The organism is Cellvibrio sp. ATLC23 (assembly GCF_057196725.1).
In genome coordinates this window covers 393,024-420,017 of record NZ_JBXUOS010000001.1, presented here as the reverse complement: position 1 = coordinate 420,017, position 26,994 = coordinate 393,024, and the positions used below count along the sequence as shown (strand labels likewise).

17 protein-coding genes are annotated in these 26,994 nt (G+C 46.7%); 7 read left to right on the top strand and 10 right to left on the bottom strand.

What is annotated here, in order from left to right; all coding sequences use genetic code 11:
• Positions 1 to 45: 45 nt before the first annotated feature.
• The 4 genes from AC2CG4_RS01685 (at position 46) to AC2CG4_RS01670 (ending at position 7,024) form a co-directional block, all read left to right on the top strand.
• On the top strand, positions 46 to 3,168 hold the full coding sequence (locus tag AC2CG4_RS01685; protein ID WP_484484603.1) for an FG-GAP-like repeat-containing protein: 3,123 nt from the start codon (positions 46 to 48) through the stop codon (positions 3,166 to 3,168).
• A gap of 145 nt (positions 3,169 to 3,313) precedes the next feature.
• Positions 3,314 to 5,959 carry a DNA mismatch repair protein MutS gene (gene mutS, locus AC2CG4_RS01680; protein WP_484484602.1) on the top strand — a complete coding sequence of 882 codons (2,646 nt, stop codon included), beginning with the start codon at positions 3,314 to 3,316 and terminating at the stop codon, positions 5,957 to 5,959.
• Between the two features lie 183 nt (positions 5,960 to 6,142).
• Complete coding sequence (gene fdxA / locus AC2CG4_RS01675; protein WP_040391760.1) at positions 6,143 to 6,466, top strand: ferredoxin FdxA; 324 nt, start codon at positions 6,143 to 6,145, stop codon at positions 6,464 to 6,466.
• A gap of 249 nt (positions 6,467 to 6,715) precedes the next feature.
• Positions 6,716 to 7,024: a PilZ domain-containing protein gene (locus AC2CG4_RS01670; RefSeq protein WP_062065124.1), complete on the top strand. Its 309-nt coding sequence runs from the start codon at positions 6,716 to 6,718 to the stop codon at positions 7,022 to 7,024.
• A gap of 56 nt (positions 7,025 to 7,080) precedes the next feature.
• Here the strand turns inward: AC2CG4_RS01670 and AC2CG4_RS01665 are convergent, their stop codons facing one another.
• Entirely contained in the window at positions 7,081 to 7,818 is a 738-nt protein-coding gene (locus AC2CG4_RS01665) for an MlaA family lipoprotein (RefSeq protein WP_484484601.1), read from the bottom strand.
• A 363-nt stretch (positions 7,819 to 8,181) separates the two neighbouring features.
• Here AC2CG4_RS01665 and AC2CG4_RS01660 point away from each other — a divergent pair, with 363 nt between their 5' ends.
• From AC2CG4_RS01660 to AC2CG4_RS01650, 3 genes are all read left to right on the top strand, one after another.
• A complete protein-coding gene (locus AC2CG4_RS01660) occupies positions 8,182 to 9,840 on the top strand; it encodes a hypothetical protein (RefSeq protein ID WP_484484600.1) in 1,659 nt (552 codons plus the stop codon).
• 108 nt (positions 9,841 to 9,948) lie between these two features.
• Positions 9,949 to 12,636, top strand: a complete 2,688-nt coding sequence (locus AC2CG4_RS01655; RefSeq protein ID WP_484484599.1) for a TonB-dependent receptor domain-containing protein — start codon at positions 9,949 to 9,951, stop codon at positions 12,634 to 12,636.
• Between the two features lie 341 nt (positions 12,637 to 12,977).
• Positions 12,978 to 13,703 carry an energy transducer TonB gene (locus AC2CG4_RS01650; RefSeq protein ID WP_484484598.1) on the top strand — a complete coding sequence of 242 codons (726 nt, stop codon included), beginning with the start codon at positions 12,978 to 12,980 and terminating at the stop codon, positions 13,701 to 13,703.
• A 76-nt stretch (positions 13,704 to 13,779) separates the two neighbouring features.
• Here AC2CG4_RS01650 and AC2CG4_RS01645 read toward each other — a convergent pair whose 3' ends face one another.
• From AC2CG4_RS01645 to AC2CG4_RS01605, 9 genes are all read right to left on the bottom strand, one after another.
• Positions 13,780 to 14,226, bottom strand: coding sequence for a hypothetical protein (locus tag AC2CG4_RS01645; protein ID WP_484484597.1), 447 nt, complete (start codon positions 14,224 to 14,226; stop codon positions 13,780 to 13,782).
• Positions 14,227 to 14,335: 109 nt separating this feature from the next.
• Complete coding sequence (locus AC2CG4_RS01640) at positions 14,336 to 15,262, bottom strand: porin (RefSeq protein WP_484484596.1); 927 nt, start codon at positions 15,260 to 15,262, stop codon at positions 14,336 to 14,338.
• A gap of 295 nt (positions 15,263 to 15,557) precedes the next feature.
• Positions 15,558 to 16,298 (bottom strand): HvfC family RiPP maturation protein, encoded by a 741-nt coding sequence (locus tag AC2CG4_RS01635; protein WP_484484595.1) that lies wholly within the window; start codon positions 16,296 to 16,298, stop codon positions 15,558 to 15,560.
• Positions 16,295 to 17,152, bottom strand: a complete 858-nt coding sequence (locus AC2CG4_RS01630; protein ID WP_484484594.1) for an HvfB family MNIO-type RiPP peptide maturase — start codon at positions 17,150 to 17,152, stop codon at positions 16,295 to 16,297. Before AC2CG4_RS01630 ends, AC2CG4_RS01635 begins: the two co-directional genes overlap by 4 nt.
• Entirely contained in the window at positions 17,152 to 17,529 is a 378-nt protein-coding gene (locus AC2CG4_RS01625) for an HvfA family oxazolone/thioamide-modified RiPP metallophore (RefSeq protein WP_484484593.1), read from the bottom strand. The genes AC2CG4_RS01630 and AC2CG4_RS01625 overlap by 1 nt, the downstream gene beginning before the upstream one ends.
• A gap of 180 nt (positions 17,530 to 17,709) precedes the next feature.
• Positions 17,710 to 21,672 (bottom strand): ATP-dependent RNA helicase HrpA, encoded by a 3,963-nt coding sequence (hrpA, locus tag AC2CG4_RS01620; protein ID WP_484484592.1) that lies wholly within the window; start codon positions 21,670 to 21,672, stop codon positions 17,710 to 17,712.
• A gap of 117 nt (positions 21,673 to 21,789) precedes the next feature.
• Entirely contained in the window at positions 21,790 to 22,806 is a 1,017-nt protein-coding gene (locus AC2CG4_RS01615; protein ID WP_484484591.1) for a cupin-like domain-containing protein, read from the bottom strand.
• Positions 22,807 to 23,045: 239 nt separating this feature from the next.
• Complete coding sequence (locus tag AC2CG4_RS01610) at positions 23,046 to 25,961, bottom strand: TonB-dependent receptor (protein WP_484484590.1); 2,916 nt, start codon at positions 25,959 to 25,961, stop codon at positions 23,046 to 23,048.
• Between the two features lie 480 nt (positions 25,962 to 26,441).
• Positions 26,442 to 26,909, bottom strand: a complete 468-nt coding sequence (locus AC2CG4_RS01605; RefSeq protein ID WP_062065161.1) for a Dps family protein — start codon at positions 26,907 to 26,909, stop codon at positions 26,442 to 26,444.
• Positions 26,910 to 26,994 lie beyond the last annotated feature (85 nt).

Below are 26,994 nucleotides of genomic sequence, written 5' to 3'. Positions count from 1 at the left end.
GCTTGATGCGGCCATACCTACCGTTATAATTTTATGGTGAGTTAGATGATGATAAAAAAAGTAACCTATTCCTGCCTTCAATACCTATCGTTTCTCTGCACAGTTTTGCTCCTAAGCGCAATCAACAGTCAGGCCGCCCCCCTTGTCAGCGATATTGATCTCGACCCTGCAGCACCGAAAATAATTCAATATCAGGCTCAAGGCAGTTTGATAAAAAAAATGGTGTTAGTCGTCGACAACCCAAAAAACTATGCCAACTTTAGCCTTTACGCCAACGATGAATTACTGCTCGACAACATCGATATTCCGCACTCTGGTCAGCAGCAATTAACTGCGCTCATCAAGTTTCCTGCGCTGGGAAAACTTAAGCTCAGCCTTAGAGCCAACAATGCAATACTCAACATTCATCGTCTTGAATTTATAGGCCTCCCCGATCAGCATGTACCTCAATTCGAAGACATCTCCGTTAGCGCAGGTATAGATAAAGTCAGCTCAATTAAATACGGGGGTCCCACAATCGCCGACATAGATAACGACGGTGATTACGATTTTATCGTGAATAATCACAATGAAGAGAGCAGCAAACTTTATTGGAATAATGGCGATGGTACCGTAACCAAACACAGTCAAAATCTGGCGCGCTGGTTTATGCATGATCTGCACGGCACTGCTGCTGGCGATTACGATAATGATGGCGATCTGGATTTGGTTGTCACCCAAGGTGGCGGCAATGGCACAGATCCTTCCAAAGCCAATTTCTATACCAATGACAATGGCACGATGATACTCACCACAGGTGATGTGGGTATCAACAAAGGAGGCCGCGGCCGTGCCGCGCAATGGTCAGATATGGATTTGGATGGCGATCTGGATTTAATGCTCATTAACGAATCCAGCCTTACCTATGAAAAGCCGCAACATTTTTTTTACGAAAATAAAGGTGATGGAACCTTTACGCAACGCACAATCGCAGGTTTGCAAGATCAGGAACCATCGCGCTCTTTGATAACTGATTTAAACCACGACAACATTGATGATGTAATTTTATTTGGCCCACTTTCTGTCTGGCTGGGCAATGGCGATTTCACTTTCACCGATATTACCGCGCAATTCCCCACCGATGTCATTGCCTTACACAACATAATGGCAGTCGCCGATTTGGATATCGACAATGATGGCGATCAGGATCTTTACCTCGCACGCAGCAAAGAAGTTGAACACGGCAAAGGCGAAGCACCCGCAGTTGATCACGACCCCATCACACAGGAGTTTTCGATCAAACCACGTGGTTTTAAAGGTGTGGATAAATTCGAATTCACCGCCACCGGAAAAATCAAATTGCACAATTATTATTTTCTCGCACAAGGTGAATTCAGAGGAAAAGATTATCCTTTTTTTCTGGGCAGTAAAAAAACATCGAAAGTGATTTCTGCTGGGCAGGAGCTGGAAATAGACCCAAGCGAAGCGCAAGGCTGGCCGGATAATATTGCGGAAAACGGTGTTTATTTTGGTTACTTGGGCAAAGGCCACTGGAAAGCCGCATTAGTTCGCAATGGGGATATTTTTTGGAATTTTAAATTTAGTCTCTCTGGCGTTACTAGCACCACTACCGAATTTATTCCAGAGAATCGCAATATGAATGACATTCTATTGCGCAATGACGGTGGAAAATTCACTGACGTATCACGCGAATGGCAGATTCAACCCGGCGGCAATACATTGGGTGTCACCACGGGTGATTTTGATAACGACAGTCATCAGGATTTATTCCTTTATCGCTGGGGGAATATTGGTGCGCGCATTTCTGATTACATACTATTAAACGATGGCAAAGGTCATTTCTACACGCTGACACAACACGGCGCCAATGATGTTGGCGGCCCCGGCAATGGTGATATGGGCCAAGCCTTTGATTTTGATTTGGATGGCGGCCTAGACCTATTAAATGGCAGTGAAGGTGGTGAATGGTATCTTTATCGCAACAAAAAAAATGAAACCGGAAATTACGCATTAATACGAGTGGGTTATTCACCTAAAGCTCATGTGGATGCCATAGGCGCTGAGGTTAAAATCACCACCGCGCAAGGTGTTTATCGCAAACGGGTAGGTTCAGCGGGAGGCGTTTTTTCCCAAAGCCTGTTAAACATTGTGCATTTTGGTTTAGGGAGTGCGCAAACAATTGAGCGCATTAGTATTAGATGGCGCAATGGTGAAACACAACATTTCACCAACAAACCTGCCAATCAATTATTTGATACCGACAAAGCAGATGTAGAAAGTCTGCAGCTTGAACCGGCACAAACAAATCTGCGCCAAGGTACAAAATTAAATCTCTCCAGTCACTTAACTCCAGCTAATGGTGACACCCGGCTGCAATGGTCATCCAGCGATGAAAATATTATCGCTGTAGATCAGCAAGGCCAAATCACCGCGCTGGGTAACATTGGCCAAAGCGCGACCATAACAGCCACCAGTCCCACCAATGGAGTAAATGCGCAGAGCAACATCACCATTGAGCCTTGGTTTGCCGTGCCCGCAAAATCACTAAAACTCGAACCATCACCGACAAAATTATTGGTGGGTGAAAGCCTTACACTCACTGCAGCTTTATTTCCAGCACATGCCGACAACTCGGAACTCATCTGGAGCAGTAGCAATAAAAAAGTCGTGCGGGTAGATACAGCAGGAACAATCACCGCACTACAACCCGGCACTGCAACTATCAAAGTAGCTTCGGCAAAAAAACCTACTGTGAAAGACGCCATAAAATTGCACGTGGCGCCAACCATAGCGCCCTTTATAAAATTTACGAACGAGAGAAAATTGCGCGATAAGGTATGGACTCAAAACGATAAAATTACTTTGACCGTCAAATACCACGCCGGATCAGGTAATAAAGTCATTGCGTCAGATGAAGGGGGAATTCGCTTTTGGCTGCGCCATTTTCAATCCAAATGGATCCCCGTGAAAGACAGAGTCTTGATAGATGCAAGCGCCTTAAAAACCGAATCAGGAAAATCCACCATGACCTTTACGCTTGAAGATCTAATCCCCAGCGCCGAGCTACCCGCAGGCCAGTTTTACCAACTGCGTGCTTCATTTGTATCCAGTAATGGCAAAATGTATGACGCCACTATTGATGATATAAAAATCGTGCCCGCGCATTAGCAATTCCGATCAGCCGATTTGAAGCGCGCCCCCTCCCCCCTCAGACTGTGGGATAATGCCCACCACCTAATAGAAACCGCGACAGGCATAAACCTGTCGCGTCACAAATTCAATTAAAAATCAATCACTTAAAAGATTTTCCCCAATGAATACCATAGAGCCGACCGACCAGCACACACCTATGATGCAGCAGTACCTGCGCATTAAAGCCCAGCATAAAGACGAGATTGTGTTTTATCGCATGGGGGATTTTTACGAGCTGTTTTTTGATGATGCCAAGCGCGCCTCGGAGATTCTGGATATCACCCTGACCGCGCGTGGTAAGTCCAATGGCGAACCCATTCCTATGGCAGGAATTCCTTTTCACTCGGCGGATGGCTATCTGGCAAAGCTGGTCAAAGAAGGCATTTCCGTTGCCGTGTGCGAGCAAGTGGGCGACCCGGCGACCAGCAAGGGGCCAGTTGAACGCAAGGTGATGCGCATAGTTACACCGGGAACGGTGAGCGATGAAGCGCTGCTGGATTCGCGCCGCGATAATTTATTGGTGGCAGTGCATCAAGCGGGTGAGACATTTGGTATTGCTTCGCTGGATATGGCCAGTGGTCGCTTTTTGGTGCTGGAAGTGGAAGGTTTGGAATCTGCGCTCGGTGAGCTGCAGCGTTTAAGTCCGGCAGAGTTATTAATCAGCGATCACATCACCACGCCCGCGCTTGTTGAAAACCGCAAAGGCCTGCGCCGTCGCGGCCCCTGGGAATTTGATTTAGAAACAGCCGAGCGGTTATTGATCCAGCAATTTAATACCAAAGACTTAGCCGGTTTTGGTTGCGACCATTTAAAAACCGCGCTCTGCGCCGCCGGGTGTTTATTGAGTTACGCGCGCGAAACCCAGCGCACCGCCCTGCCCCATGTGCGCAGCCTTGCCCATGAAAATCGTGATGAAGCGGTGATTATGGATGCAGCCACGCGCCGCAATTTGGAATTGGATATCAACTTAACCGGTGGCGATGAGCACACCTTATTTTCCGTATTAAATCGCGCCGCGACCAGTATGGGCAGCCGTTTATTACGCCGATGGTTAAATCGCCCACTGCGGGATTTGGATTTACTCATCGGCCGGCAAGATGCCATCGCCGAGCTGCAACACAATTATGCGTTTGAAATTTTTAATGGCATTTTGAAACGTGTCGGCGATATGGAGCGCATTCTCGGCCGTTTAGCATTGCGTTCGGCGCGCCCGCGGGATTTGTCGCGCCTGCTGATGTCGATTGGTACCTACCCAGAATTGCAAAATGAACTCGCGCAAAAACAATCGCCGCAGTTAAAAAATCTTGCGCAACAAATTTCTACCTTTCCTGAATTGGTGGATTTGTTATCGCGCGCGATTATTGAAAATCCACCCGTAGTGATTCGCGATGGCGGCGTGATTGCCGAAGGTTACGATGCCGAGTTAGACGACCTGCGCAACATCAGCACTAACGCTGGCCAATACTTAATTGATTTGGAAACTCGCGAGCGCGAGCGCACAGGAATCCCCACACTCAAAGTCGGCTACAACCGGGTGCACGGTTATTTTATTGAGCTGACCTCAGCGCAATCGGAAAAGGCACCGGCGGATTATATTCGTCGCCAAACCTTAAAAAACGCCGAGCGTTACATCACGCCGGAACTAAAAGAGTTTGAAGATAAAGCGCTCTCCGCCCAGAGCCGTGCGCTCGCACGCGAAAAAGCGCTCTATGAAGAATTAATTGATATTTTGAATGTGCAATTAATTCCGCTACAAGACTCTGCCGCCGCCGTTGCCGAACTGGATGTGCTCGCCACCCTCGCTGAACGCGCCGATGCACTGGGTTTTTGCAAGCCGGAATTATCCTTGCGCGCCGGTATTAATATTATTGGCGGGCGCCATCCGGTGGTTGAGCAGGTGACTAGCGCCCCCTTTGTGCCCAATGATCTGGAATTTAATCCGCAGCGCCATATGCTCATCATCACCGGCCCGAACATGGGCGGTAAATCGACCTATATGCGGCAAGCGGCGTTAATTACACTGCTCGCCCATATCGGCAGTTTTGTGCCTGCACAGAAAGCGACGATTGGTATTGTGGATCGCATTTTTACCCGGATAGGCTCTGCAGATGATTTAGCCGGTGGCCGCTCTACGTTTATGGTGGAGATGACCGAAACCGCCAACATTTTGCACAACGCTACCGAGCGCAGCTTGGTATTGATGGATGAAATCGGGCGCGGCACCAGTACCTTTGATGGTCTCTCTCTCGCTTGGGCCTGCGCAAAACATCTCGCTGAAAAAGTGCGCGCCTATACTTTGTTTGCCACCCATTATTTTGAAATTACTACGCTGCCGGAAACGGTGCCGGGTATCGCCAATGTGCATTTGAATGCAACTGAGCACAAAGACAATATTGTGTTTTTGCATAAAGTTCAGGAAGGGCCAGCGAGCAAAAGTTATGGTCTGCAGGTAGCTAAACTGGCGGGCATTCCGGCGCAGGTGTTGGCAGAAGCGCAGCAACAGTTACACCTGCTGGAAAATGGCGAACATCCGCATTCGATTAAATCGGCACCGGCGTTAGCGGCTAACCCGGCTCCCGTTTTAGATCCCGTAATTGCTACTGCACCAGCGCCCGCAATAGACTTGCCCGCACAATCCGGTTTGTTTGATGCACTGCCTAATCCAGTGTTGGATGCCATCAAAAAAATCAATCCTGACAACCTGACACCGCGGGAAGCCTTAGAGCAGATGTATCGCCTAAAAGAGATTTATTCAAAAGGTAAGTGATATTTAAAAAGAACCATTCTCAACAATGACTTATCACAGGACAAACAGGTGTTTTTCTAAGGACTTTAACCGGTTAAAGCCTACCAAAATGGGTGTAGGCTGTTTAGAATGCGCGCTCTTGTTTTGGCGCTGCCCTAGTGATGTGCGCTGACTGTCGAATTTAGTTAATTGTGGGAGTCTCCTATGACTTTTGTAGTTGGGGAAAATTGCATCAAATGTAAGCACACAGACTGTGTGGAAGTCTGCCCGGTTGATTGCTTTTACGAAGGCCCCAATTTTTTGGTGATTCACCCGGATGAGTGTATTGACTGCGCCCTGTGCGAACCAGAATGCCCGGTAGGCGCTATTTTCTCGGAAGATGAACTGCCAGAAGATCAAGCCGTGTTCCTGGAGCTAAATGCCGAATTGGCACAGGTCTGGCCAAATATCACCGAAATTAAAGATTCGCCTGCAGACGCAGAAGAATGGGACGGTGTGCCAGGTAAGCTGCAGTACCTTGAGCGTTAATTGCGCAGCGACCAAACTCGCCGATATATTAAAAACCGTGCCCTGCACGGTTTTTTTTCGCCTGGCACTTGTCCCGCAATTAGCACGCAGAAATCCGCTACTGACCACTGGCTATTCAAAGGGCTGTGCTACACTCAGTTGTGTTTGGGTCAGACCATATCCACAAGCAGTAGTCATTTATCGCTCTCAAACGAAAAAACTACTCAAGCATCGATAACCAACACCACAATCAATAACGAGGAACAAGCTATGGGGACTAACGATAAGCCTTACAGCGAAAAGCGCGATTTTATCCGGATGAAAATTGGCGCACCTTTAAGTGCCAAACTGGCTGCCGCTGAAGACATTATTGAGGGGTTATGTCTGGATTTGAGTGGTGGTGGCCTGCAAGTCGAGACCAAAAAGAGCCTTGCTGTGGGCACTGAAGCCGAGGTCGAAGTTTCCTCCGACCATGGCCATAACCCAACCTTAAAAGCAAAAACCAAAGTCGCTCGGGTATCGACCAATGAGGCGGGCGATTATGTGATTGGATTGGAGATTCTGCAAATCCTGCCCTAAGCCAACCCAATGCGACGACCCCATACAACAACGGCTACTTTGCAGTAGCCGTCTGGTTAAAACTCCTCGTCAAAATCCTCTTCACTAAAATCGTCCATACCGAACTCATCGGCCACTTCTCCGTTGTTAATCAAGTACTCACGCCGCTGCAAATACACATCGCGCACAAACACATAGCGATCGCCGGTAATATTTTTCTCCAACTCCAGCAAACCTGCGCGAGTATCTAGCAAGGACAAAGCGCGTACAGTATTTTCAGTCGGCACGTGCTCGATATAAGCAGTGGGATTGGTGTAAAAATCGACTGGTTTACCAAAACCATCACGCAGCGTGCTGGGACCTAACAATGGCAGCACCAGATAAGGACCCTGCCCCACCCCCCATACCGCCAGTGTCTGACCAAAGTCTTCCGGGTCATCAGCGGGCAAATTCATATATTGAGCAACATCCAGCAAACCGCCAATCCCGATGGTGCTATTTACTAACAAACGGCCGGTATCGTGAGCGGCGCCTTTAAAGTCTCCTTGCAATACACCATTTAGAGCGTTGGGAACCTCCAAGACATTGTTGAAGATATTGCTTACACCGGCCTCCAAAGGGTCGGGCATGACAAACTTGTAGGTTTTCGCCAAGGGCTTTAGTGTCCAGCGATCAACAACATCATTAAAGGTGAACATTGCACGATTAAACCCTTGCCACGGGTCGGAGTTCTGTTCGGTTTGCGCCAAGCTGACATAGGGCGCAGCAAAACCGAGCGATAGCAGAGCCACTAAAGGCTTAAGAATGGATTTCATATGATCCCTGTACGCAGTCAATATGCGATTAAAGCGCCCCCTATAACGATGCGCGCAAGAGCGGGCACTTTAGCGAATCGCCCCTGCCTGAACAACCCACTTTCAACTAATCAATGCCCCGCAGTTACAAATTGCAACAAATAACCAGACGCAATCTGCGTTAACCGCCTCTTTATCACATCGATTTTAAAGTACCAGCCCACAAGGTTTTGACACAAAACTGCCACATTATCGAAATAAATCTTTCATTAATCTGTCGTCTAAGTTTCACATTTGTCACCCAAGATAGCGCCACTAACGCAAAGCAAGAACGCGTTCACGATTTCCTTACCCCTCCTGTGAAACTGAGAAGAGAGTGTACTCATGAAACTGAAAAATCTTTTTGCATTGAATGTATTAGCTGCAACCTTGGCAGCTTGTGGCGGTGGCGACATCAACCTCAACCCAAGCAATACCGTAACCGACTCGAACAACAATAACACCACCAATAATGGTGCCAGTAGTTCTTCAGTTGCCGCAAACCCCTGTGCAAATTACGAATTAGCAGGTCAAAAATTTCAAGGCGTTTTGAATGGCAACAACTGTAATTACGGAGTCGCTTTTGTAAGCGATACTCGCCCTTTAACTACAGACTTAACCATTAACGCACTGCCAAATGGCGGTGTACACGTGTTTGAAGACAGCCTGTTTGTCGGTGAAGACGTAGATGCCAACGCAGTAGCTGCAGGCAAAGCCGTTCCTGCTGCAGGCGCGGGTCCGATTTTGTTTATTAAAGCAGGAGCTAAACTGGCATTCAGCAACCCTGTTGATTATGTTCGCATCGCACGCGGTTCACAAATTTTTGCAGATGGAACAAAACAAGCACCTATCATTTTCAGTGCCGCTAAAGATCTGGTACAAAACGCAGCAACAGAAGCTGATCGCGGCCTGTGGGGCGGCGTACAAATTTTGGGGCAAGGCCTGACTAACAAATGCACCAATCCTAATAACTGTCACATCACCTCAGAAGGCCGCCCAGGTACTTATGGCGGTAACAACAATGCCGAGTCTTCCGGCTCATTGAAATATGTCGTTATCAAACACGCTGGTTACGAAGTTGTCGATGGTAATGAACTGAACGGAATCACCTTCTATGCCGTTGGCTCTGGCACTATTGTTGACCATGTTCAAACTTACTCTACTCGCGATGACGGTTTTGAGATGTTTGGTGGTGCCGTTAACCTAAAGCACGTTGTTGCTGTTAACGCAGCAGATGACTCATTTGACTTCGCCGATGGCTACGTAGGCAACATCCAATTTGCCTTGGCGATTCACACTTCTGGTGCCAACCGTTGTATCGAAGGCGATAACACGGGTGAAGGTCGTGCTGATGGCCTGCTGCCAATGACTCACCCACGTATATCCAACCATACCTGTATTACCAACGGCGTGGATACCAACCAAGGCACCGTTCCTTCACCTAAAGGTGATTCAGAAGGCCCGTTGTTGCGTGAAGGTACTCAGTTCGAGATCTACAACTCAATCATCACCTCCAGTGCTACCGGCATGTCATCTAACGAATGTTTTGAGCAAGATGACACTGAAGGCCCAGAAACTGTTGATGCAATAGAAGCTGGTATCTCTGTGGTTAAGAGCACTCTGGTTGCTTGTACCGAAGCAATTAAAACCGGCAAGGTTGATCCAAGCAATGCTGGCTTTAATGCAAAAACCTGGTTCACTGCTGCGGGCAATAACAATGTCGTAATTGACTCAGCTGTAACCGGTGGCTTACCAGCTACTATCATCAAAGACTTGATGACCAATCCACGTGCTTACATCACCGCAGCTACCATGACTGATGGCAACTCTGCCGCAATCAACGTAACCGTGACTGACGTAACCAAACTTTCTGAAAAGCCTTCGACCACTACTGCACCGGTTGCTGGTAACAACGACTTCTTCGAAGCCGTTAACTTCATCGGCGCTGTTAGCGAAGCCAATGACTGGGTTTCAGGCTGGACCGTAGGCATGACTGCCAACTAATTCAGGGCTCACATACGCCTTGTTGCTGGCAACGAAAAGAGGCGCCCAAGGGCGCCTCTCTTTTTAAGCCGAGACCAGTCAGACCAACCTATTCAGAAGGTTCACATTATGCAAAAACAATCCATTAATCGACACAAGCTGTTTCTCGCTATGTCTGCCGCTTCTTTGTCCTTTATCTCCACCGGCACATTGGCGCAAGAAAGAATTGAACAACCCAAACTGGAAATGCCCGTTATCGAAGCACCAGTGTTAGAAGAAATGATGGTAACCGGTCGCCAACAAAGCGGCGCGCAAACGCTCACACAAGAGCGCATGGAAGATGCATTTTCGGCTGACCTTATGGGCGCCGATCAAATCTCCCGCACTGGCGATTCTAACGTTGCTGTTGCACTGACTCGTGTAACTGGCGTGACCTTGAACCAAGGAAAATATGTTTATGTTCGCGGGCTGGGTGAGCGCTACTCCAGCGTTCAACTCAATGGGGCACAGGTTCCTTCACCGGAGCTGACCCGCAACGTATTACCACTGGATATCATCCCCGCCTCTATCGTTGAAAGCCTGAAAGTTCAAAAAGCTTATTCACCGGATTTACCTGCACACTTCGGTGGCGGTAATGTCGATATTCGAACGAAAAGTGTTCCCGAAGAATTTGTTTTTAATTTAACACTGGGCACAGGCACCAATACCAATAATGGTAATGGCGACCTCACCTACTCTGGCGGCGGAAAAACGTCCGGCTTACCAAAAAACATCGATAGCGCACTGGATACTTATCAAGGCAACATCGATATCAACGGCATACGCCGCATTCTGAGCACCGAAGTTAATAACAGTGTTACTCCAGAACAAGCACAGCAATCTATCCAGATTAACCGCGACCTCGCACTCTCTATTAATCGCGATATAGATATCAGAGAAGATAAATCCTCGCTCGATCAAAATGGCGCAGTAGCTTTAGGTAACTCTTGGGATATCAGTGATGACTGGACCTTAGGCAGCATTGTTAACTGGTCGCAAAAGACTGAATGGCGCAATAAAAATCAGGAACGCAGAGGTGTCGGCTCACCGGATGTCACTTACGCTTCGGTAAAGCGCAGCACAGAAGACACCAAAGAGTTAGCCTCGATTGGCGTGGGCATTAAATTCCAGGACATGCATGAACTGGAAGCTAGCTATATGAAAATCGGTAATGAGACCGATGAAGCTGCAATTACTTTCGCACAAAACAGCAACAACAATTTGGCCGACGGCAATCAAAAAGTCACTTACGAAACACGCTTCCAAGATCGCGAATTAGAAATATCGCAAGTATTAGGAAAGCACAGTTTTGATCAGCTATCTGGCAGTATGCTGGGCAATCTTGATATCGACTGGTTCTATTCAGACTCCAGTGTAAAAACCAATATTCCCGGCGCATCCAACATTGGTGGCGACAACACCGTTGACCCAGCCACGGGTGAAGTGTTGGCCACGCGTATCACCTCCAGCTCCTCTGCGCAATTTGCGTATTTGAATTTGCAGGATGATGTTCGCAGTTATGGTTGGAACGCAAAATTACCACTGGCATTTGAGAGTGCTGAAGTAACCTTAAGCGGTGGTTACAGCTACAACGATAAAGCCCGTGAATATTTCGGCTACACCGCGTTAATTGATGTCGGCGGTGGTGATTATCTGCTGGGCACACCCGGTGACGTCTTTACCGATAGCAAAATCAGCAACCTGAACAACGACTTTGAAGTCACTATGAGTCGCGGTTTTGGTACCGAAAGTTATATTGCTGGGCAAATGACCGATGCGTTTTACGGCATGGTCGATGCGAAGTTCAGTGATGTATGGCGCCTGACTGCAGGTGCTCGCTATGAAGATTATCGCACCACCCTGCTGCCCGTCGATCTATTGGATTACACCGGCATCACCATTCAGAAATTGATTGAAGATCTCGCGCAAGACAATCAGAAGTTTGCTTCGCGTAACGACGACTGGCATCCCTCTGCAGCGCTGACTTTTATCAATGATGGTTTCATGTGGACTGAAACATTTCAGCTGCGCTTGAGTTATGCGCAAACAGTAGTTCGCCCTGATTTGCGTGAATTATCCGATGTGACCTATATCGATCCAGAACTAAATTTGCGCGTTCAAGGCAACCCCAACCTGGTATTTTCAACATTGGATCATTTTGATTTACGTGGTGAATGGTACTTCGATGGCGGTAACAACCTGACTGCAACTTTTTTCTATAAAGATATTACAGGCCCAATCGAACAAAAGCTGAATCCCGGTTCGGATTCCGACATAGTCATGGGATTTTATAATGCTGAATCGGGCGAGATTTACGGTTTGGAATTAGAAGGCTTAGTTAATCTTGATTATGGTTTCTTCTTATCAGGCAATTTAACTTTAAGTGACTCCGAAATTGTATCACCCGACGGACAAGGATTTACCAACCCGATTCGTCAAATGAGTGGTCAATCGCCCTACGTACTCAACATGCAATTAGGCTATGACTCGGATGACGGAAAACACGGTGCAGCATTGAGCTATAATATTGCCGATGAAAAAGTCTATTTCGCCGCACTGGAAACTGGTCACGACGACGCCTTTGAGCAACCTTTTAGTTCATTGGATTTCACCTACTCCTACTACCCAACAGAGCAGCTAACCTTCAAGGCAAAACTGCGCAATCTGTTAGATGAAGATCGTGAGATAAGCCAGACCAATGCTGCGGGACAAAACGTCACCATTCTGACTCAGGAAGTTGGCACCAGTATGAGTCTGGATATTAGTTATAACTTTTAAAACACTTCACAATATAGAGACTATGAATACTAAGGATAGATAAGGATTTGTTTTTACAGGCTTGATCAAGCCACCTTCGGGTGGCTTTTTTGTGCGCACCTCCAATCAGTCACACGCACCAAATAAAACAAAAATAATAATTACTGCACTAAAAAGACATGGCTTGGAAATAAAAATCGATAAATAACCAAAAATTTTTATATTTTCGCTGTTTAAAGCAAAAATTGTCACAAACTATTCACATTGATGTGCTAAGCCGAGTGCTAATCTAACAATGAAGCCGGAAGTCAATGCTCCACAAGGGTGCAGATTGCCGTTTAATGATTCACGAGGAACACACTATGACTAAAAATATCCTTAAAAAAGCCATTCGCTCTCTGTTAATAGTAGCGGCAATCACCCCAATTGCGAGCTATGCCACCGCCTATACACCGGCAAAATTCGGCAACGCGGTAGAAACACTGGGAAAACAAATCACCCTACCCACTTCATTTGGTGAGGGCGTAAAAACCGTTGCGGTTTATTGCCAGGCAGATGTAATGACCACTGGCAACATTAACAGCGTTAACTGTTACGAAAATAGCCCATTGGTGTCTATGCAAAATATCACTGAGTCTGCTCTCAAATCAGCGACTTTTGAGCCCGCAACTATCGACGGCAAAGCCGTTCCGGTCAGAATGCAAATGCGTGTTGTCTACTCACTTGGCGGCACCCAGGCGCCAATTGTTTTGCTGCCAAATTTAGGAACACTGCAAGCACAATACGGCACACATTATTTTGCACCGCAAGAACGATTAGACACCAATGATTGGTATGCAAATTACACCGGCAAAGAGCGCGGCGATGGCAAGTTATTTTTCGCCGAAGGCAAGATGACCCGTGTAATGGCTAACGTTGAAGCTAACGGAAAAGTAGAAACCGTGAGCACTATTGAGGCCGCGCTACGCAAAAAAGCAGACGCGGACAGCATTGAAAGCTCACTGAAAAAATCAAAGTTTATTCCTGGTTTTGTACAAGATAAACCTACCGCCATGCATTATATTGCCGTAGTGAATTATCAAAAATAACTAAACTGTTTTCTGGTCAGCAAAAAGGTCACATTACTTGTGGCCTTTTTTATTAAAATCGTTTCTAACAAAAATGTTAATTATCGCATTCAAACTGTAAGCTCAATTCAATTCTACCCATTGCCAAACTGCGATAATGCTCTCCTATTACGGCAAAACCTTTACCGCATCGTTCTAAGGCTTTGGGCAACAACTGCGTACGTGCAAGCGGTACATTCGCCCACTGATCCACTTCAACACTCAAGGTGAAATAATGGCTGTCACTTTTTTGTACCTTAGCCAGCGCCGGCTGAGCCTTTCCAGTAGAATTTTTTTCTGCACTACCGGTTTCGAGCACCGCTCCCTCTTCACCTTTTTTAAAGGCTTTTTGCAAAAACCCATTCAACCCTTTGTCGCTGTAATCGCAATCTTGTTGATTGACATTCATTGAGTCAGCAGCATCGACTGCTGGGTCACAATCATCTTTTGCCGATACAGAAATTGCAGCCATCAAACCCAGCATCATAATTATTGAACGCTTCATCATTTTCTCCCTTCAATTATAGGGGCATAATCATTAGAAAAAATTCAACTTAAAACAACAAAGGGTGCCGAAGCACCCTTTGTTTATTTAAACCCGTTCACTTAGTGAATTAGAATTTAAAATCGATACCAACACCAACATAGGTATCGTCACGCTCAGCCGCTAATGCCAACTCATTTTCTACACTAGTTACGTAAGAGTACAAAGTGGCAGCTTTAGTCATTTTGTAATCCAGACCAATGCTAGCACTTTCGCCGTCAGCCATTTTCACGTCAGATTGACCGTATTGGCCTTTCAATGCCCACTTGTCATTCAGATTCCACAAGGCAGAAACAAAAGCGCCATCTTCATCAGCACCAGTGCTGTCATTTTCATATTGCTCAGCCAATACACCTAATTGTACTGGGCCAAATACAACACGTGCTACTGCACGAACCAAGTCAACACCTTCTGCTTCAACATCTTGATCAACAGCAACTGCTGCATAAAAAGCAGGAGTGTTGTAAGCAACAGAAACAGAAACGCCATTATCAACACCGTCAGCTTCTTTAGTTACATAGGCAACGGAAGAAGTGAACGCACCCCATGAAGCAGGTGTTACGTACTGAACGATATTACTTGCGCGAATTTCACCTTTGAAAATCTGATTGATATCACCTTCCAAATCATTGAACAAGTCAACTTTCTCTTGTGCAACCTTGGTGGGAGTATCGAAATGGCCGCCCATAATGGTACCGGCAGAACCTTGCAAACCGATAAAGATATTACGTTGACCAAAAGTTTGGCTGCCGTTGGTACCATCATCTACTTCGGTTTGGTATTCAAATTGGTAAATCACTTTCAAACTGGAATTTACTTCCTCACTGCCTTTCAAACCAATGCGAGAAGCATTGCTCACCAATTCTACTTTGCTGCCAGAAACTTCTTCGTCAGCATTTTGCAAAGACACATTCGCTTTACCATAAACAGTAACATCAGCAAATGCCGCCGCTGGTAACAATGAAGCTATAACCAAAGCCAATAATGATTTTTTCATGGAGTCGTCTCCTGGATGTGTGTTTTAAGTGTTCAGTTCCTGGACACCGGGGGATCAGGTCATATTGAAATCGTGATACTTGTGTTTCAGTAGTATTGCCATTATGTGACCGAAAGATTACAAAATTATGACAAGGCACTAAGTATCGGCGGGTGATTATATAAAGAAAAAACAGAGAGTTTTGTGATTAAACGTGGTTTTAGATCAAATTCAGTAAATTTTTGCACTAATTTTGCGCTTTTGGTAATCAAAACATCATATATGAACAATTAGACGACTCAATAAAGCGCAATATTTAGTCAAAGTGACTGACCACCCCAGAAGAATAAAATGATTTGATTAAAGTTTGAGCATCGCTTGCCAGTTCATCATATGAACGCTGCTGTAATTCATCGGCGATTAGGCGCAGGGTTTCATCCAATGATAACGAGTGAGATTGCAGCAAGGCCAAGAGCCGTTGGCTTAGCGGATTAGCCTGGATAAAACAGACCTTATCGGCACGGTTGCGATAAACCACAAGTTGCGTTGGTGTAACGGTTTGAGGCTGAAAATTAGGGGAGACTTTATGTACCGGAAACTGATAGCTCAAATTGGCGACCAAAGGGGAAATGCGAGGTCTGGCCAGCAGAAGATCATCAGGCAAGTTACCTGCATCAGGAATTATTTCTTCGCTGACATCAAGCGCCAACTCAATCCATTCGTAGTGCGCAAGCTCCAGCAAAAATGGCGGATCGCCTTCACGCAAACCGCGCTCCTGCGCCAGATATTGTAAAAATTCTTCACTAATTTCCAAAAAATACGGTGTCTGGCACTGATGGTGATGAATAAAATCCCGCATCATTACATGCCATTGTTGATCTTTTAGTATTGAGCGCAATACCGGAAATACAGTCGCAATCAAACTTTCAATATTGTTATAAATCAACTCGCGATAAATCCCCATACGCCGATCTTCTATATCAACAGGTGCAGGATAGATTGCAGGCTCACGCAAGTGTTTGGCAAAGAGCAATTGGGTTTGCTGAAAACTTTTCATCTTGTTACCGATAAAAATTTCTGCTGGCGCTGTTTTACCTCACCCAATTCATCCATTAATTCAGGTAACGGAGGAATATTAAAATCCCGTTCCAACAAGGTAGGCTTCACTCCAAACAACTCATAGGATTTCTCCAGCAATTGCCACACCGGGGAAATTACCGGCGCACCGTGAGTATCAACACGCAAATCTTCCGCCTCTTTGTAGTGACCAGCGATATGGATATAGGCAGTGCGCTCACCGGGTAAACTGGCAAGAAATTCATAGGGATCGTAATTATGATTAATGCTGTTAACGTAAATGTTATTTACGTCGAGCAACAGCGCACAATCCGCTTTTTTAATCACAGCATTAATAAATTCGCTTTCCGTCATTTCTTGTTGCGGAGCACAATAGTAAGAGGAGTTTTCAATCGCGATGCGCTGGCCAAGAATATCCTGTGCGCGCTGAATACGCTCTGCAACATATTCTACTGCTTCTTCCGTAAAAGGAATTGGCAATAGATCATACAGCTGACCTTGATCACTGCAATAGCTTAAATGTTCACTGTAATAACGAATACCGTGCGCACGCATCAACTGTTTAATCGCGAACAACAACTCAGTATTTAACGGCGCTGGCGAACCAATGGATAAGGACAAACCATGACAAACAAATGGAAATCGTTCAGTGTAAGCGCGAAATTTTTTACCGAGGCGACCACCAATATTAATCCAATTTTCTGGTGCCACTTCCATAAAATGAATATCGTCTGGTGTGGATTGCTCAAAGGTATTGAGCAGTGTGCGGCGCAGACCTAAACCTGCGCCGCTGACTGCAGCGGTATAATCACCAGCGGTAAACTGAATAGTCATTATTCAGCTTTTTTCTTTTCTTTTTTATCTGCACCACATTTGCCTTCACCGCACTTACCTTCACCTGCGGCTTTTTTATCGGCACCGCACTTGCCTTCGCCGCACTTGCCTTCACCTTCGGCTTTTTTATCGGCGCCACATTTTGCTTCACCACACTTGTGCTCACCTTCGGCTTTTTTGTCGGCACCGCATTTGGCTTCACCACACTTATGCTCGCCGTCGGTTTTTGCAGCATCATTTTCTGCCAAGGTATAACCTGCATTCAATGAGGTAGCAGCGAAGCCAACATCTGCAGCAGATGCTAAAGGGGCCAAAGCAGCCGATGCAACAACAGCAGCACCAAACAATGCAGACATAGAAGAAATTTTGTTATTCATAGTAATTAACTCCAGTGGATTTAGGTGTCGTTAGGGCTTGCAAGCCCGTGAAAAACTAACATAGCCAAAGCAGCAGAGCCAGTGATTACCCTCACTTTTCGAAAAAGGTAAACAGCATCCAGCCAAATGGTAACAGGTAGATGCCGCAACACCGGTTTTGTTACACTGGCTATACACTTTTTAACTTTGCGCCTCCTGCATTGCCTGTTCCCATTGTTTGTCTAGGCGTTTATCAGATACCGGAACTTGGGTTTTCAACGTTTGTGCAAAAAGGGAAATGCGCAGCTCTTCAATCCACCAGCGGTAATCCAGTAAAGCGTTATTTTGCGCTAAGCGATAGTCGCCCTCCTTCGCTAGATAGTCCACCAAACGCTGCCAATGTGGCGCAACTTCCGCCAGTTGCAGTTTATCTTTTTGCGGATTGAGCGCCGCTTTTTCCAAACGCTGCTGAATACCACGCATATATTTAGGGTATTGCTGCAACCATTGCGCAGGGGTTTTATACACCAAGCCCGGGTAAAACAATTGCGTGAGCTGTTGATTAATATCACTAATAGTAAAAGCCAACATAAGCATATTTTTTTGCTGCTTAAGTTGTTTTTTGATATCCACCAATAACTTCAAGCTCGTCACCAAATGATTGGCCAGCTCTTGTGCATGGGCAATTAATTTATCTTTTGTCAGATTAACCCGCTCATCAAACACAGCTTGCGTACGCGGCAAATTGTGCTGTTCGGGCAGTGCTAGCTGTTTGATCGCCGCCATAATTAAATCATTGGCGACTTGTTCGCGGTTACCAATGCCTGCCAACGTCAATGCGACCTCTTGCCCTTTTAATAATTCTTTTTGCAAATACTTTACTGTTTGCGCCAGCGATAAAGACACCAACCGCGCAAGCCCGCGCTGGGTTGCGTCCAGCGCCTGCATAGGATTGTCCAACACCTGCAATGCCACTGAAGTCTGTTTATCAACCAGTGCCGGATAGGCGCGAATACTAATACCGCCACGCGGCAATTGAATGGCTTGCGGCAGCTCGGCAAAATCCCACGCGGTAATACCTTCGCGCTCAATATTGGTTGCAGCTGATTGGATATTTTGTTGCACGCGCTCGCGATATTTTTCGCGCAGCGGTGTTAAGTCGCGGCCGCTAGCAATGATTTTGCCTTTGTCATCTACCACATGGATATTAAATCGGTAGTAATCATCCACGTTGGTTTCAAGCCAAGCCTCTTTTGGGACATCGATACCGGTCAAGCGTTTTAATTGCAGCCCCAAGGCTTCCGTTAAGGGTTTATTATCTGGCGCGAGGGTTGCGAGAATTTTATCCACCACATCCGGTACGGGAACAAAATGTTTGCGTAGATTTTTAGGCAGCGATTTAATCAAGCCAATACATTTTTCACGCAACATACCGGGCACTAACCATTCCAGGCGCTGTTCTGGCACTTGATGCAAAACGCTCATGGGAACATGAATGCTCACCCCATCAAACGCGTGATTAGGTTCAAAATGGTAGCTGAGCGGAAACACCATGCCGCGCCATTCCAATTCATTGGGAAATTGCGCTTGGGTAATATCGCCAGCGCCATGGCGCATTAGGGTTTCGCGGGTGAGAAATAATAATTTGGGATTGTCTTTCTCGATTTTTTTTCGCCAAGCCTCAAACCCGGCCAGATTGAATATATTGTCTGGAATGCGCTCATCGTAAAAATCAAAAATGACTTGCTCATCCACCACAATATCGCGGCGGCGAGCTTTTGATTCCAAATCTTCCAGTTCAGTTAACAATTGTTGTTGATGCGCAAAAAAATCTGTCGCAGGATTTTTATTAGGCAAACTTTTGCGTTTTGGATGCTGGTCATACTGGCCTTCCACCAGCGCAGCGCGAATAAATACCTGGCGGCACTGTGCAGGGTCTATATGGCTGTAGCTGACCGATTTTTTCTCAACAATGGTCAAACCATAAAGAGTAATTTTTTCAAACACCATTACCTGCCCGCTGCGGCTATCGTAATGGGGCTCAAAATGTTGGCGTTTTACCAAATGTTCGGCTGCTTCAATCACCCACTCGGGTTCTATTTTGGCAACGGTATGGGCGAATAATTTAGAGGTTTCAATCAGCTCCGCCGCCATAATCCACTTGGGTGTTTTTTTAGCGAGCGATGAACCAGGAAAGATTGAAAATTTGCGATTACGTGCACCTGAGTATTCACGCTCTTCGTGATTAAATCCCAAGTTACCTAACAATCCCGTCAATAAAGCTTTGTGAATAGACTCATAATTGGCTGGCTCGCTATTCACGCGAATACCCAAATCTTTTACTGCAACGCACAACTGATGGTGTACATCGCGCCACTCGCGCAAACGTAAATAGGATAAAAATTCTTTTTTGCAGAGCTTGCGCAATTGGTTTTGCGTGAGCGCCTGCCGTTGGGTTTCAAAATAATCCCACAGGTTTACAAAACCGACAAAGTCCGTGTGCTCTGCCCAAAAACGGCGATGGCTCTGGTCAGCTGCTTGCTGTTTTTCAACCGGTCGCTCGCGCGGATCTTGCACTGAAAGCGCACTGGAGATAATTAATAACTCGCGTACACAGCCCTGCTCCTGCGCCGAGAGCAACATGCGCGCAAGCCGTGGATCAAGCGGCAATTTGCTCAGCTGCTGTCCGACTGGGGTCAATTGATTTTTACTATTTACCGCGTGTAACTCTTCCAACAATTTAAAACCATCGCTAATCAGACGATGATCCGGCGCATCAATAAAGGGGAATTTATGTATGTCACCCATACGCAGTTGCAGCATTTGCAAAATAACTGCCGCGAGATTGGTACGCAAGATTTCTGCATCTGTAAACGCCGGGCGCGAATTAAAATCCTCTTCACTATACAAGCGAATACAAATTCCTTCGGCCACACGGCCACAGCGGCCCTTACGCTGATTAGCGCTGGCCTGTGAAACCGGTTCAATCGGCAAACGCTGTACTTTAGTGCGATAGGAATAGCGGCTAATACGCGCAAATCCCGGGTCGATCACATAGCGAATGCCCGGTACGGTAATTGAGGTTTCAGCTACGTTGGTCGCCAATACAATGCGCCGCCCGGTATGTGGCGCAAATACTTTTTGCTGCTCAGCCAAACTCAGCCGCGCATAAAAAGGAATGACTTCCATATGAGCAAATTGCGCTTTGCGTAATGCTTCTGCAGCCTCGCGAATTTCACGTTCACCGCTTAAAAAAATGAGAATGTCGCCGCCGCGTGCGCCGGAACCGGTTTTTTCGTGCAGCTCAATTTCATGTACTGCATCGACAATCGCGGCGTACTGATCGGGTTCATTTTCATTATCATCGCTGTTTTCAAATTCATACAGTGGGCGATACCAGACCTCCACTGGATAAGTGCGACCGGAAACTTCAACAATCGGCGCATTATTAAAATGCTGTGAAAAGCGCTCAAGGTCGATAGTTGCGGAGGTGATAATTAATTTTAAATCCGGGCGCTTGCTTAACAGTTGCTTTAAATAACCGAGCAAAAAATCAATATTCAAACTGCGCTCATGGGCTTCGTCGATAATGAGCGTATCGTATTTATTCAAGAAGGGATCGTGTTGAATTTCAGCCAGCAAAATACCATCGGTCATCACTTTGATGAGGGTGTTCTCGTTGGACTGATCGCTAAAACGAACTTGATAACCCACCTTTTCACCGAGCGGCGTTTTTAATTCTTCGGCAATGCGATTAGCCACCGTATTGGCGGCGATACGGCGCGGCTGGGTGTGACCAATCAAGCCGCTAACACCACGACCAATGGTCAAACAAATTTTGGGGATCTGGGTGGTTTTGCCCGAGCCGGTTTCACCCGCTAATACCACCACCTGATTCTTGGCAATGATTTGGGCAATCTCGTCACGTTTTTCACAGACGGGCAAGTTGGGAAATTCAATCTCGGTGGGCACCAGCAATTTGCGGCGCGCCACCGCAGCTTGTGACTGCGCCAATTGGCTGTGCCACTTTTCCAATGCAACATCATAGGGCTTATCTGCACGCGCGAGTTTTTCAATTTCACTCAAACGGCGCACCAGTTTGTGCCTATCTTGCCCCATCACATCGACGATGGATTGTTTATAACTTAACCATATATTTGACATATCGACCCGCATGCTGCAATTGCTAGCCGACGCGATGCGAATTCATCGCGCCGGTAAATAGGCGGGGGGATAATACAGCGGGGACTAACGCAGATTCAAACACTTAGGATTGATCAATTACCGATTCAAGCGATTGATTAACCAGGCGCGCAGCTGACGGGCCTGTAAATCATCCATTGGTGCCAATACACCTTGCGCCGCAGGAGGAATATTTTCCGCTGCATGGGGTTGCTCGCTGAAAATGTAATAATCAAACAGGGCTTTCCAAGCGGCTTTTTCTTTTTCAGGTAAATCGCGAATGCTGAGCATGGCATGTTTCAGCACGTTGATCGCAGGCCCCATAAATTTCGGCACGTTGCGCCACCAGTAGTTGACCAACACATTAAAGGTGCTCAAGCCTTCGACGTGATGCCACCACATACTAGGCACAAACAAAGCGTCGCCCGGTTCCAGATTGGCCACCTGCCCCGCCTCCATCGCGAGACGAAAGCGTGGAAATTTTTCAAAATCCGGTTTGGCAAAATCAACCAAGCTGATTTGCTGCCCAGCCGGATTAAAATCCAGTGGCCCCGGGTACAAATTTTCTACCTGCTCCGGTGGGAACACAGTAAAGCGACGCTTGCCAACAATGCTGCAGGCCAAGTTATCCGGCGCGTCATAATGACAGGCGATACGGGATTTATTACCCATCCAAATACTGACCAGCGCATCGGGAAAAGGGATAGCCACATTATTATTTTGCTCGCGCATTCCCGGCAAGCAAACATCAACCGTGGTGGAGCCTACATAAAACGTCGGCGGTTGGGGGTCATTTTTATGAGCAAGAATCGCGTCCAGAACTGCGTCGAGACGCGCTCGCTCGCTGCGATAGTTCAAGCCGCTCATATCGGCGTTATAGAAATAGTAGCCTTCGTTTTCGGGTGCGCCAAAAAACGCCCCTACGGTTTTATCCTCATAAAACGATCTTAAGTAAGCAATCGCCTCCTCATCAGAGACCAGGCCTGCTTGGGTTAGCGGCCAATGACTGGCCAGCCCTTTGAGGATAAGAGGCTGTTCCGAGGTCAGAATTTCAGGGGGAATGTTGTTTGGATCTATACCATGAACTTCTTTTACGAGGGTCTTAATTGCCAACATGGAATTTACTTCGCTTATTTTGTGATCGATTGCGTATTAGCAGAGGGATAGATTTGAACATTAATCGAGGTCCAAACTCAATTGATTTGAATCAGAGTTAAATGACTTCACGCCATTACCCCAGCTAGACAATCAAAAAGCAGTACAGATGCCTGGGTTACACAGGGTTATTTATACTTGGTTTCGCAATAAAAAAGCCGCTGTCTCCAGCGGCTTTTATCAAACACGTTTAGGTTGAATTAGAAGGTATAACGTGCACCCAAGGTATAACGTGGGCCAAGAATTTCAAGGTTCCACAGTTGCACTTCGGTACGGCCGTGGCGACGCTTGTCTTCACCAAACAAATTCAATGCTTCCAGTGACACAGTAACATTGTCGTTAAAGTCATAGCTGATACTTGCATCGACAGTTTCAAACGCTTCGGTGTAACCCGGTTCGTTGTTGTACTGGTTAGTTGTATCAAGGAACTTGTCACGCCAGTTATAGGCAATACGTGCAGCAACACCGTAGTTTTCATAGAACACTGCAGCGTTTGCAGAGTCGCTCATGCCCACCAGCGCAAACTGAGTGCCCAACTTGTTGTTGTCGTAGGCAATATCGCCATCTACGGTGGTGTAGTTTGCTGATACACCAACACCTGATTCACCAAACATATGTTGAAAGGCAAATTCAAATCCGTCGATAGTGGCTTGTTTGTTGTTGATCGGCGTATTGATATGCCATATCGCCAATGGATCTTGATCGTTTGGAATCACGTTTCCGTTTGGACCAACATCACCTTGGTTTGCCAGCACTTGATCGTACACTTGTTGTGCACTTGGAGTGGTATTGCCTGCCGCCGCTAATTGTGCACGCGCCGCTTCTGCACGCGGGCCTTTGGTGACATCGCGCAAACCAAACAGCGTGCCGTCAATTGCCTGGGTGCTGTTGAAGTTATCTACTTTCTTTCTGTAATAACCAACAGAAACGTAGCTGGTTTCGCCGTAATACCACTCTGCAGACAAATCAAAATTTTGCGATTCTAGCGGTAACAGACCCGGGTTGCCTTGGTCAGCGGTGTAACTGCGGAAGTCGCCTACACCTATATCCGCACGCAAATTGCCGTAAGTTGGGCGCGCAATAGTTTCGCTTACCGAGGCACGGGCTTTGATGTCGTCGGTCAGATCAATATCGAAATCCAAACTTGGCAAGGTGTGGCTGTAGCTGGCTTTACGACTAAAAGCGCTCAGCTCGGATGAAGCATCAGCAATAAAGTCGTCGTCGCCGGTCCAGCGAATACGGGTAGGGTTTGCCGCATTGGTGCTGGAGGTAACATCGGTTTTTTCATAGCGTACACCGGCCAACAGGTTGTAGGGCAATCCGGCGATTTCATTGCTCAACTTATATTGCAAATAGGCGGCTTGCACTTCTTCTTCGATACCGCGATACGTTGAGATGCGCGGTTTGGCTTCGAACTTACCACTCGGTGGAAAATCACGGAAATTAGGCAGCTTGCCATTTTGGCTCTCAACCCATTGTGCAACTTCATCGAAGTCATAATCTATGCCTTGGGTGAACGAATTACCCAAATTGTAGCCATCGAAATCCTTCAGGAAGTTGCGGGAACTCCAGAAGCTGTCCGGCACGTCGTTGGCATTTGCGCCACCCCAATCGCCAAACACAATACAACAGTCGCCACGCGCTCGGCCCAGGTAATCATTGGTACGGCTTTCGATACCAAATTCCAAACTGCTATTTTCAAACTTGTACGCACCGTCTAAACGCGCTTGTTCTATATCATTTTCTACCCAGTTGTAGTTGGTAGTACCTGCTGTGGTGGTCATGTCAGCAGCATCCAATACACCGTTGCCGTTACCTGACACGCTATCGTCAATGATGACGCTCATAATCGGTAAGCCGGTGTTCCACTCCAAGGTTTGCTCTTTCACCACGTTTGCCGCAACAGACAGGTTCAGATTACCGCGTGGATCGTATTCTTTGGTGGTGGCTTCCGCCGTGAAATAATCGAAAACGAAACTCAAATCATCGGTTGCTTCAAATTCAAGATTAAAACCAACCGCATTGTTCTCGCGGATATTGCCCTGAACCTGACGAGCAAAGCTGATGTCTTTGGGTGTATCAATCAATTCAGTCATCAAAACCGGGGTTTTAACTGTTTGATCGTCAAACACGATGTGAGTGCCAGTGGAAACAAACCACAGCGATTGCTCAATACGTTGCTGATGCCACTCCAGCTCCGAATAGGTGTAATCCAGAGTCGCTTTCAATCTTTCTGTCGGTGCGTATTGCAGCGTCAACTGGCCATTTGTACGCTCGCGCTCTTGATCGCCCAAGGTTAAACGGTAGTCAATAGGAGTAGAGAAGAGTTGCTTGTCTGCCGGGGCATTTTCGACCAGCGCTGTAGGTCTTGAAGTGATGTTGGCATTACCGTTTGCGGCATCCCACACTTTGGTATTCCACTGCTGGCTGTATGCGCCAGAGTTGCCTTGATCGCGTTTTTGGTAACTGCCGCTCAAGCTTACCCCAATGGTATCGTCAGCGAAGGTATTGCTAAACAAGCCTGAAATTTCGGGGGTGATTGAGTCGCCTTCGCGCACAGTGGTGTCGTGTACGCCCTTGGCGCCAACGGTCATCTTAAGGCCTGGAGCGTCTAATGGCCGCGCTGTTTTGATATTGATTGTTGCACCGATACCGCCACTGGCTACGTTCGCTCGACCGGTTTTATATACTTCAAGACCACTCACACTTTCCGAGGCCAAATCAGCGAACTCGAAAGAGCGCGAATCAAACCCTGAGGATGGCATAGCACGACCATTCAGCGTGACCAAATTGTAATCCGCACCAAAACCGCGAACAGTGACTTTGGAGCCTTCACCGCCAGCACGATCAATCGATACGCCGGTAATCCGCTGAAGCGATTCAGCCAAGTTGGTGTCTGGCATCTTGCCAATATCTTCTGCAGAAATGGCATCAACCACACCAGCAGCGGAGCGTTTGATATCCATCGATGCCTGCAACGATGCGCGAATACCCGTCACCACGACTTCTTCGACGGCACCGTCTTGTGCTGCAACCATACCGCTGAAACCAGCCAATGCATAAGTAGCAATAGCACTTGCGATTATCTTCTTTTTAAAACTGTTTGGGGTTTGCATGAACTTAATCCTCGAACTGTTTATTGTTATCGTAACTCGCTGTTATGGGTCTGCCGCCGATGGGGCATCCTTAGCCAGTTACCCTACTGGTCTTGCTGTCGTTTTTACCGGGATCAAATACTTATTTCTTAGATCCCAGTGCATGTTTACAGGTTCGCAAGAAGTGAGGCGTCCGAGTAACCCAGATTTTTACAACGTGGGAAGTTCAGATAAATAAAACCTATCCGTATCAACAATAAATCCTTTTAAATTCATAACGTTAACAAAAAAATATACCAATGAAGATAAAATATAAACCGATCGAATTTAGCGCCCGTCTCATCTTTTTTGCGGGCGTTCTGGAAAAACAAACCAAGTCGTACGATTATCTTTCAACCAAAAAATTTTCTTTGACGAGACAACAATCAATTTATTCCGGGCAATAAAAAAGAGCCCGCAGGCTCTCATTTTAATTAAACATTACTGTGTCCGTGCTCACTGTCACTCCAGCAAACTGCGCAACATCCATGCAGTTTTTTCGTGTAATTGAATACGCTGGGTGAGCAGATCAGCGGTGGCTTCATCACTGGCCGCTTCTACTGATGGGTAGAGCGAACGTGCGGTGCGCACCACAGCTTCTTGCCCTTCAACCAACAATTTGATCATCTCTTGTGCCTGAGGGATCCCCTCTTGCTCTTTTATGCTACTCATTGCTGCGTATTGTTTATAGGTACCGGGGGCAGGAAAGCCCAATGAGCGAATGCGCTCGGCGATCACATCTACCGCCAGTGCCAATTCGGTATATTGCGTTTCAAACATTAAGTGCAGTGTCTGGAACATGGGGCCAGTCACATTCCAGTGGAAATTATGGGTTTTTAAATAGAGGGTATAGGTATCGGCCAGCAGATGAGACAGCCCTTTGGCGATGTCCTCGCGATGGGCTTGAGAAATCCCGATATCAATATTCATAGTGACTCCTTATTACCGGTTAATAAACTGACTAGAAACGACTAGAGCTTGAAACGACTATAGGTAGGGATGTACCCCGCTGCTA

Bases quoted from the DNA above. Each gene is read 5' to 3' on its own strand.
- AC2CG4_RS01685 (WP_484484603.1), top strand. From the start codon at position 46: ATGATGATAAAAAAAGTAACCTATTCCTGCCTTCAATACCTATCGTTT.
- mutS (WP_484484602.1), top strand. From the start codon at position 3,314: ATGAATACCATAGAGCCGACCGACCAGCACACACCTATGATGCAGCAG.
- fdxA (WP_040391760.1), top strand. From the start codon at position 6,143: ATGACTTTTGTAGTTGGGGAAAATTGCATCAAATGTAAGCACACAGAC.
- AC2CG4_RS01670 (WP_062065124.1), top strand. From the start codon at position 6,716: ATGGGGACTAACGATAAGCCTTACAGCGAAAAGCGCGATTTTATCCGG.
- AC2CG4_RS01665 (WP_484484601.1), bottom strand. From the start codon at position 7,818: ATGAAATCCATTCTTAAGCCTTTAGTGGCTCTGCTATCGCTCGGTTTT.
- AC2CG4_RS01660 (WP_484484600.1), top strand. From the start codon at position 8,182: ATGAAACTGAAAAATCTTTTTGCATTGAATGTATTAGCTGCAACCTTG.
- AC2CG4_RS01655 (WP_484484599.1), top strand. From the start codon at position 9,949: ATGCAAAAACAATCCATTAATCGACACAAGCTGTTTCTCGCTATGTCT.
- AC2CG4_RS01650 (WP_484484598.1), top strand. From the start codon at position 12,978: ATGACTAAAAATATCCTTAAAAAAGCCATTCGCTCTCTGTTAATAGTA.
- AC2CG4_RS01645 (WP_484484597.1), bottom strand. From the start codon at position 14,226: ATGAAGCGTTCAATAATTATGATGCTGGGTTTGATGGCTGCAATTTCT.
- AC2CG4_RS01640 (WP_484484596.1), bottom strand. From the start codon at position 15,262: ATGAAAAAATCATTATTGGCTTTGGTTATAGCTTCATTGTTACCAGCG.
- AC2CG4_RS01635 (WP_484484595.1), bottom strand. From the start codon at position 16,298: ATGAAAAGTTTTCAGCAAACCCAATTGCTCTTTGCCAAACACTTGCGT.
- AC2CG4_RS01630 (WP_484484594.1), bottom strand. From the start codon at position 17,152: ATGACTATTCAGTTTACCGCTGGTGATTATACCGCTGCAGTCAGCGGC.
- AC2CG4_RS01625 (WP_484484593.1), bottom strand. From the start codon at position 17,529: ATGAATAACAAAATTTCTTCTATGTCTGCATTGTTTGGTGCTGCTGTT.
- hrpA (WP_484484592.1), bottom strand. From the start codon at position 21,672: ATGTCAAATATATGGTTAAGTTATAAACAATCCATCGTCGATGTGATG.
- AC2CG4_RS01615 (WP_484484591.1), bottom strand. From the start codon at position 22,806: ATGTTGGCAATTAAGACCCTCGTAAAAGAAGTTCATGGTATAGATCCA.
- AC2CG4_RS01610 (WP_484484590.1), bottom strand. From the start codon at position 25,961: ATGCAAACCCCAAACAGTTTTAAAAAGAAGATAATCGCAAGTGCTATT.
- AC2CG4_RS01605 (WP_062065161.1), bottom strand. From the start codon at position 26,909: ATGAATATTGATATCGGGATTTCTCAAGCCCATCGCGAGGACATCGCC.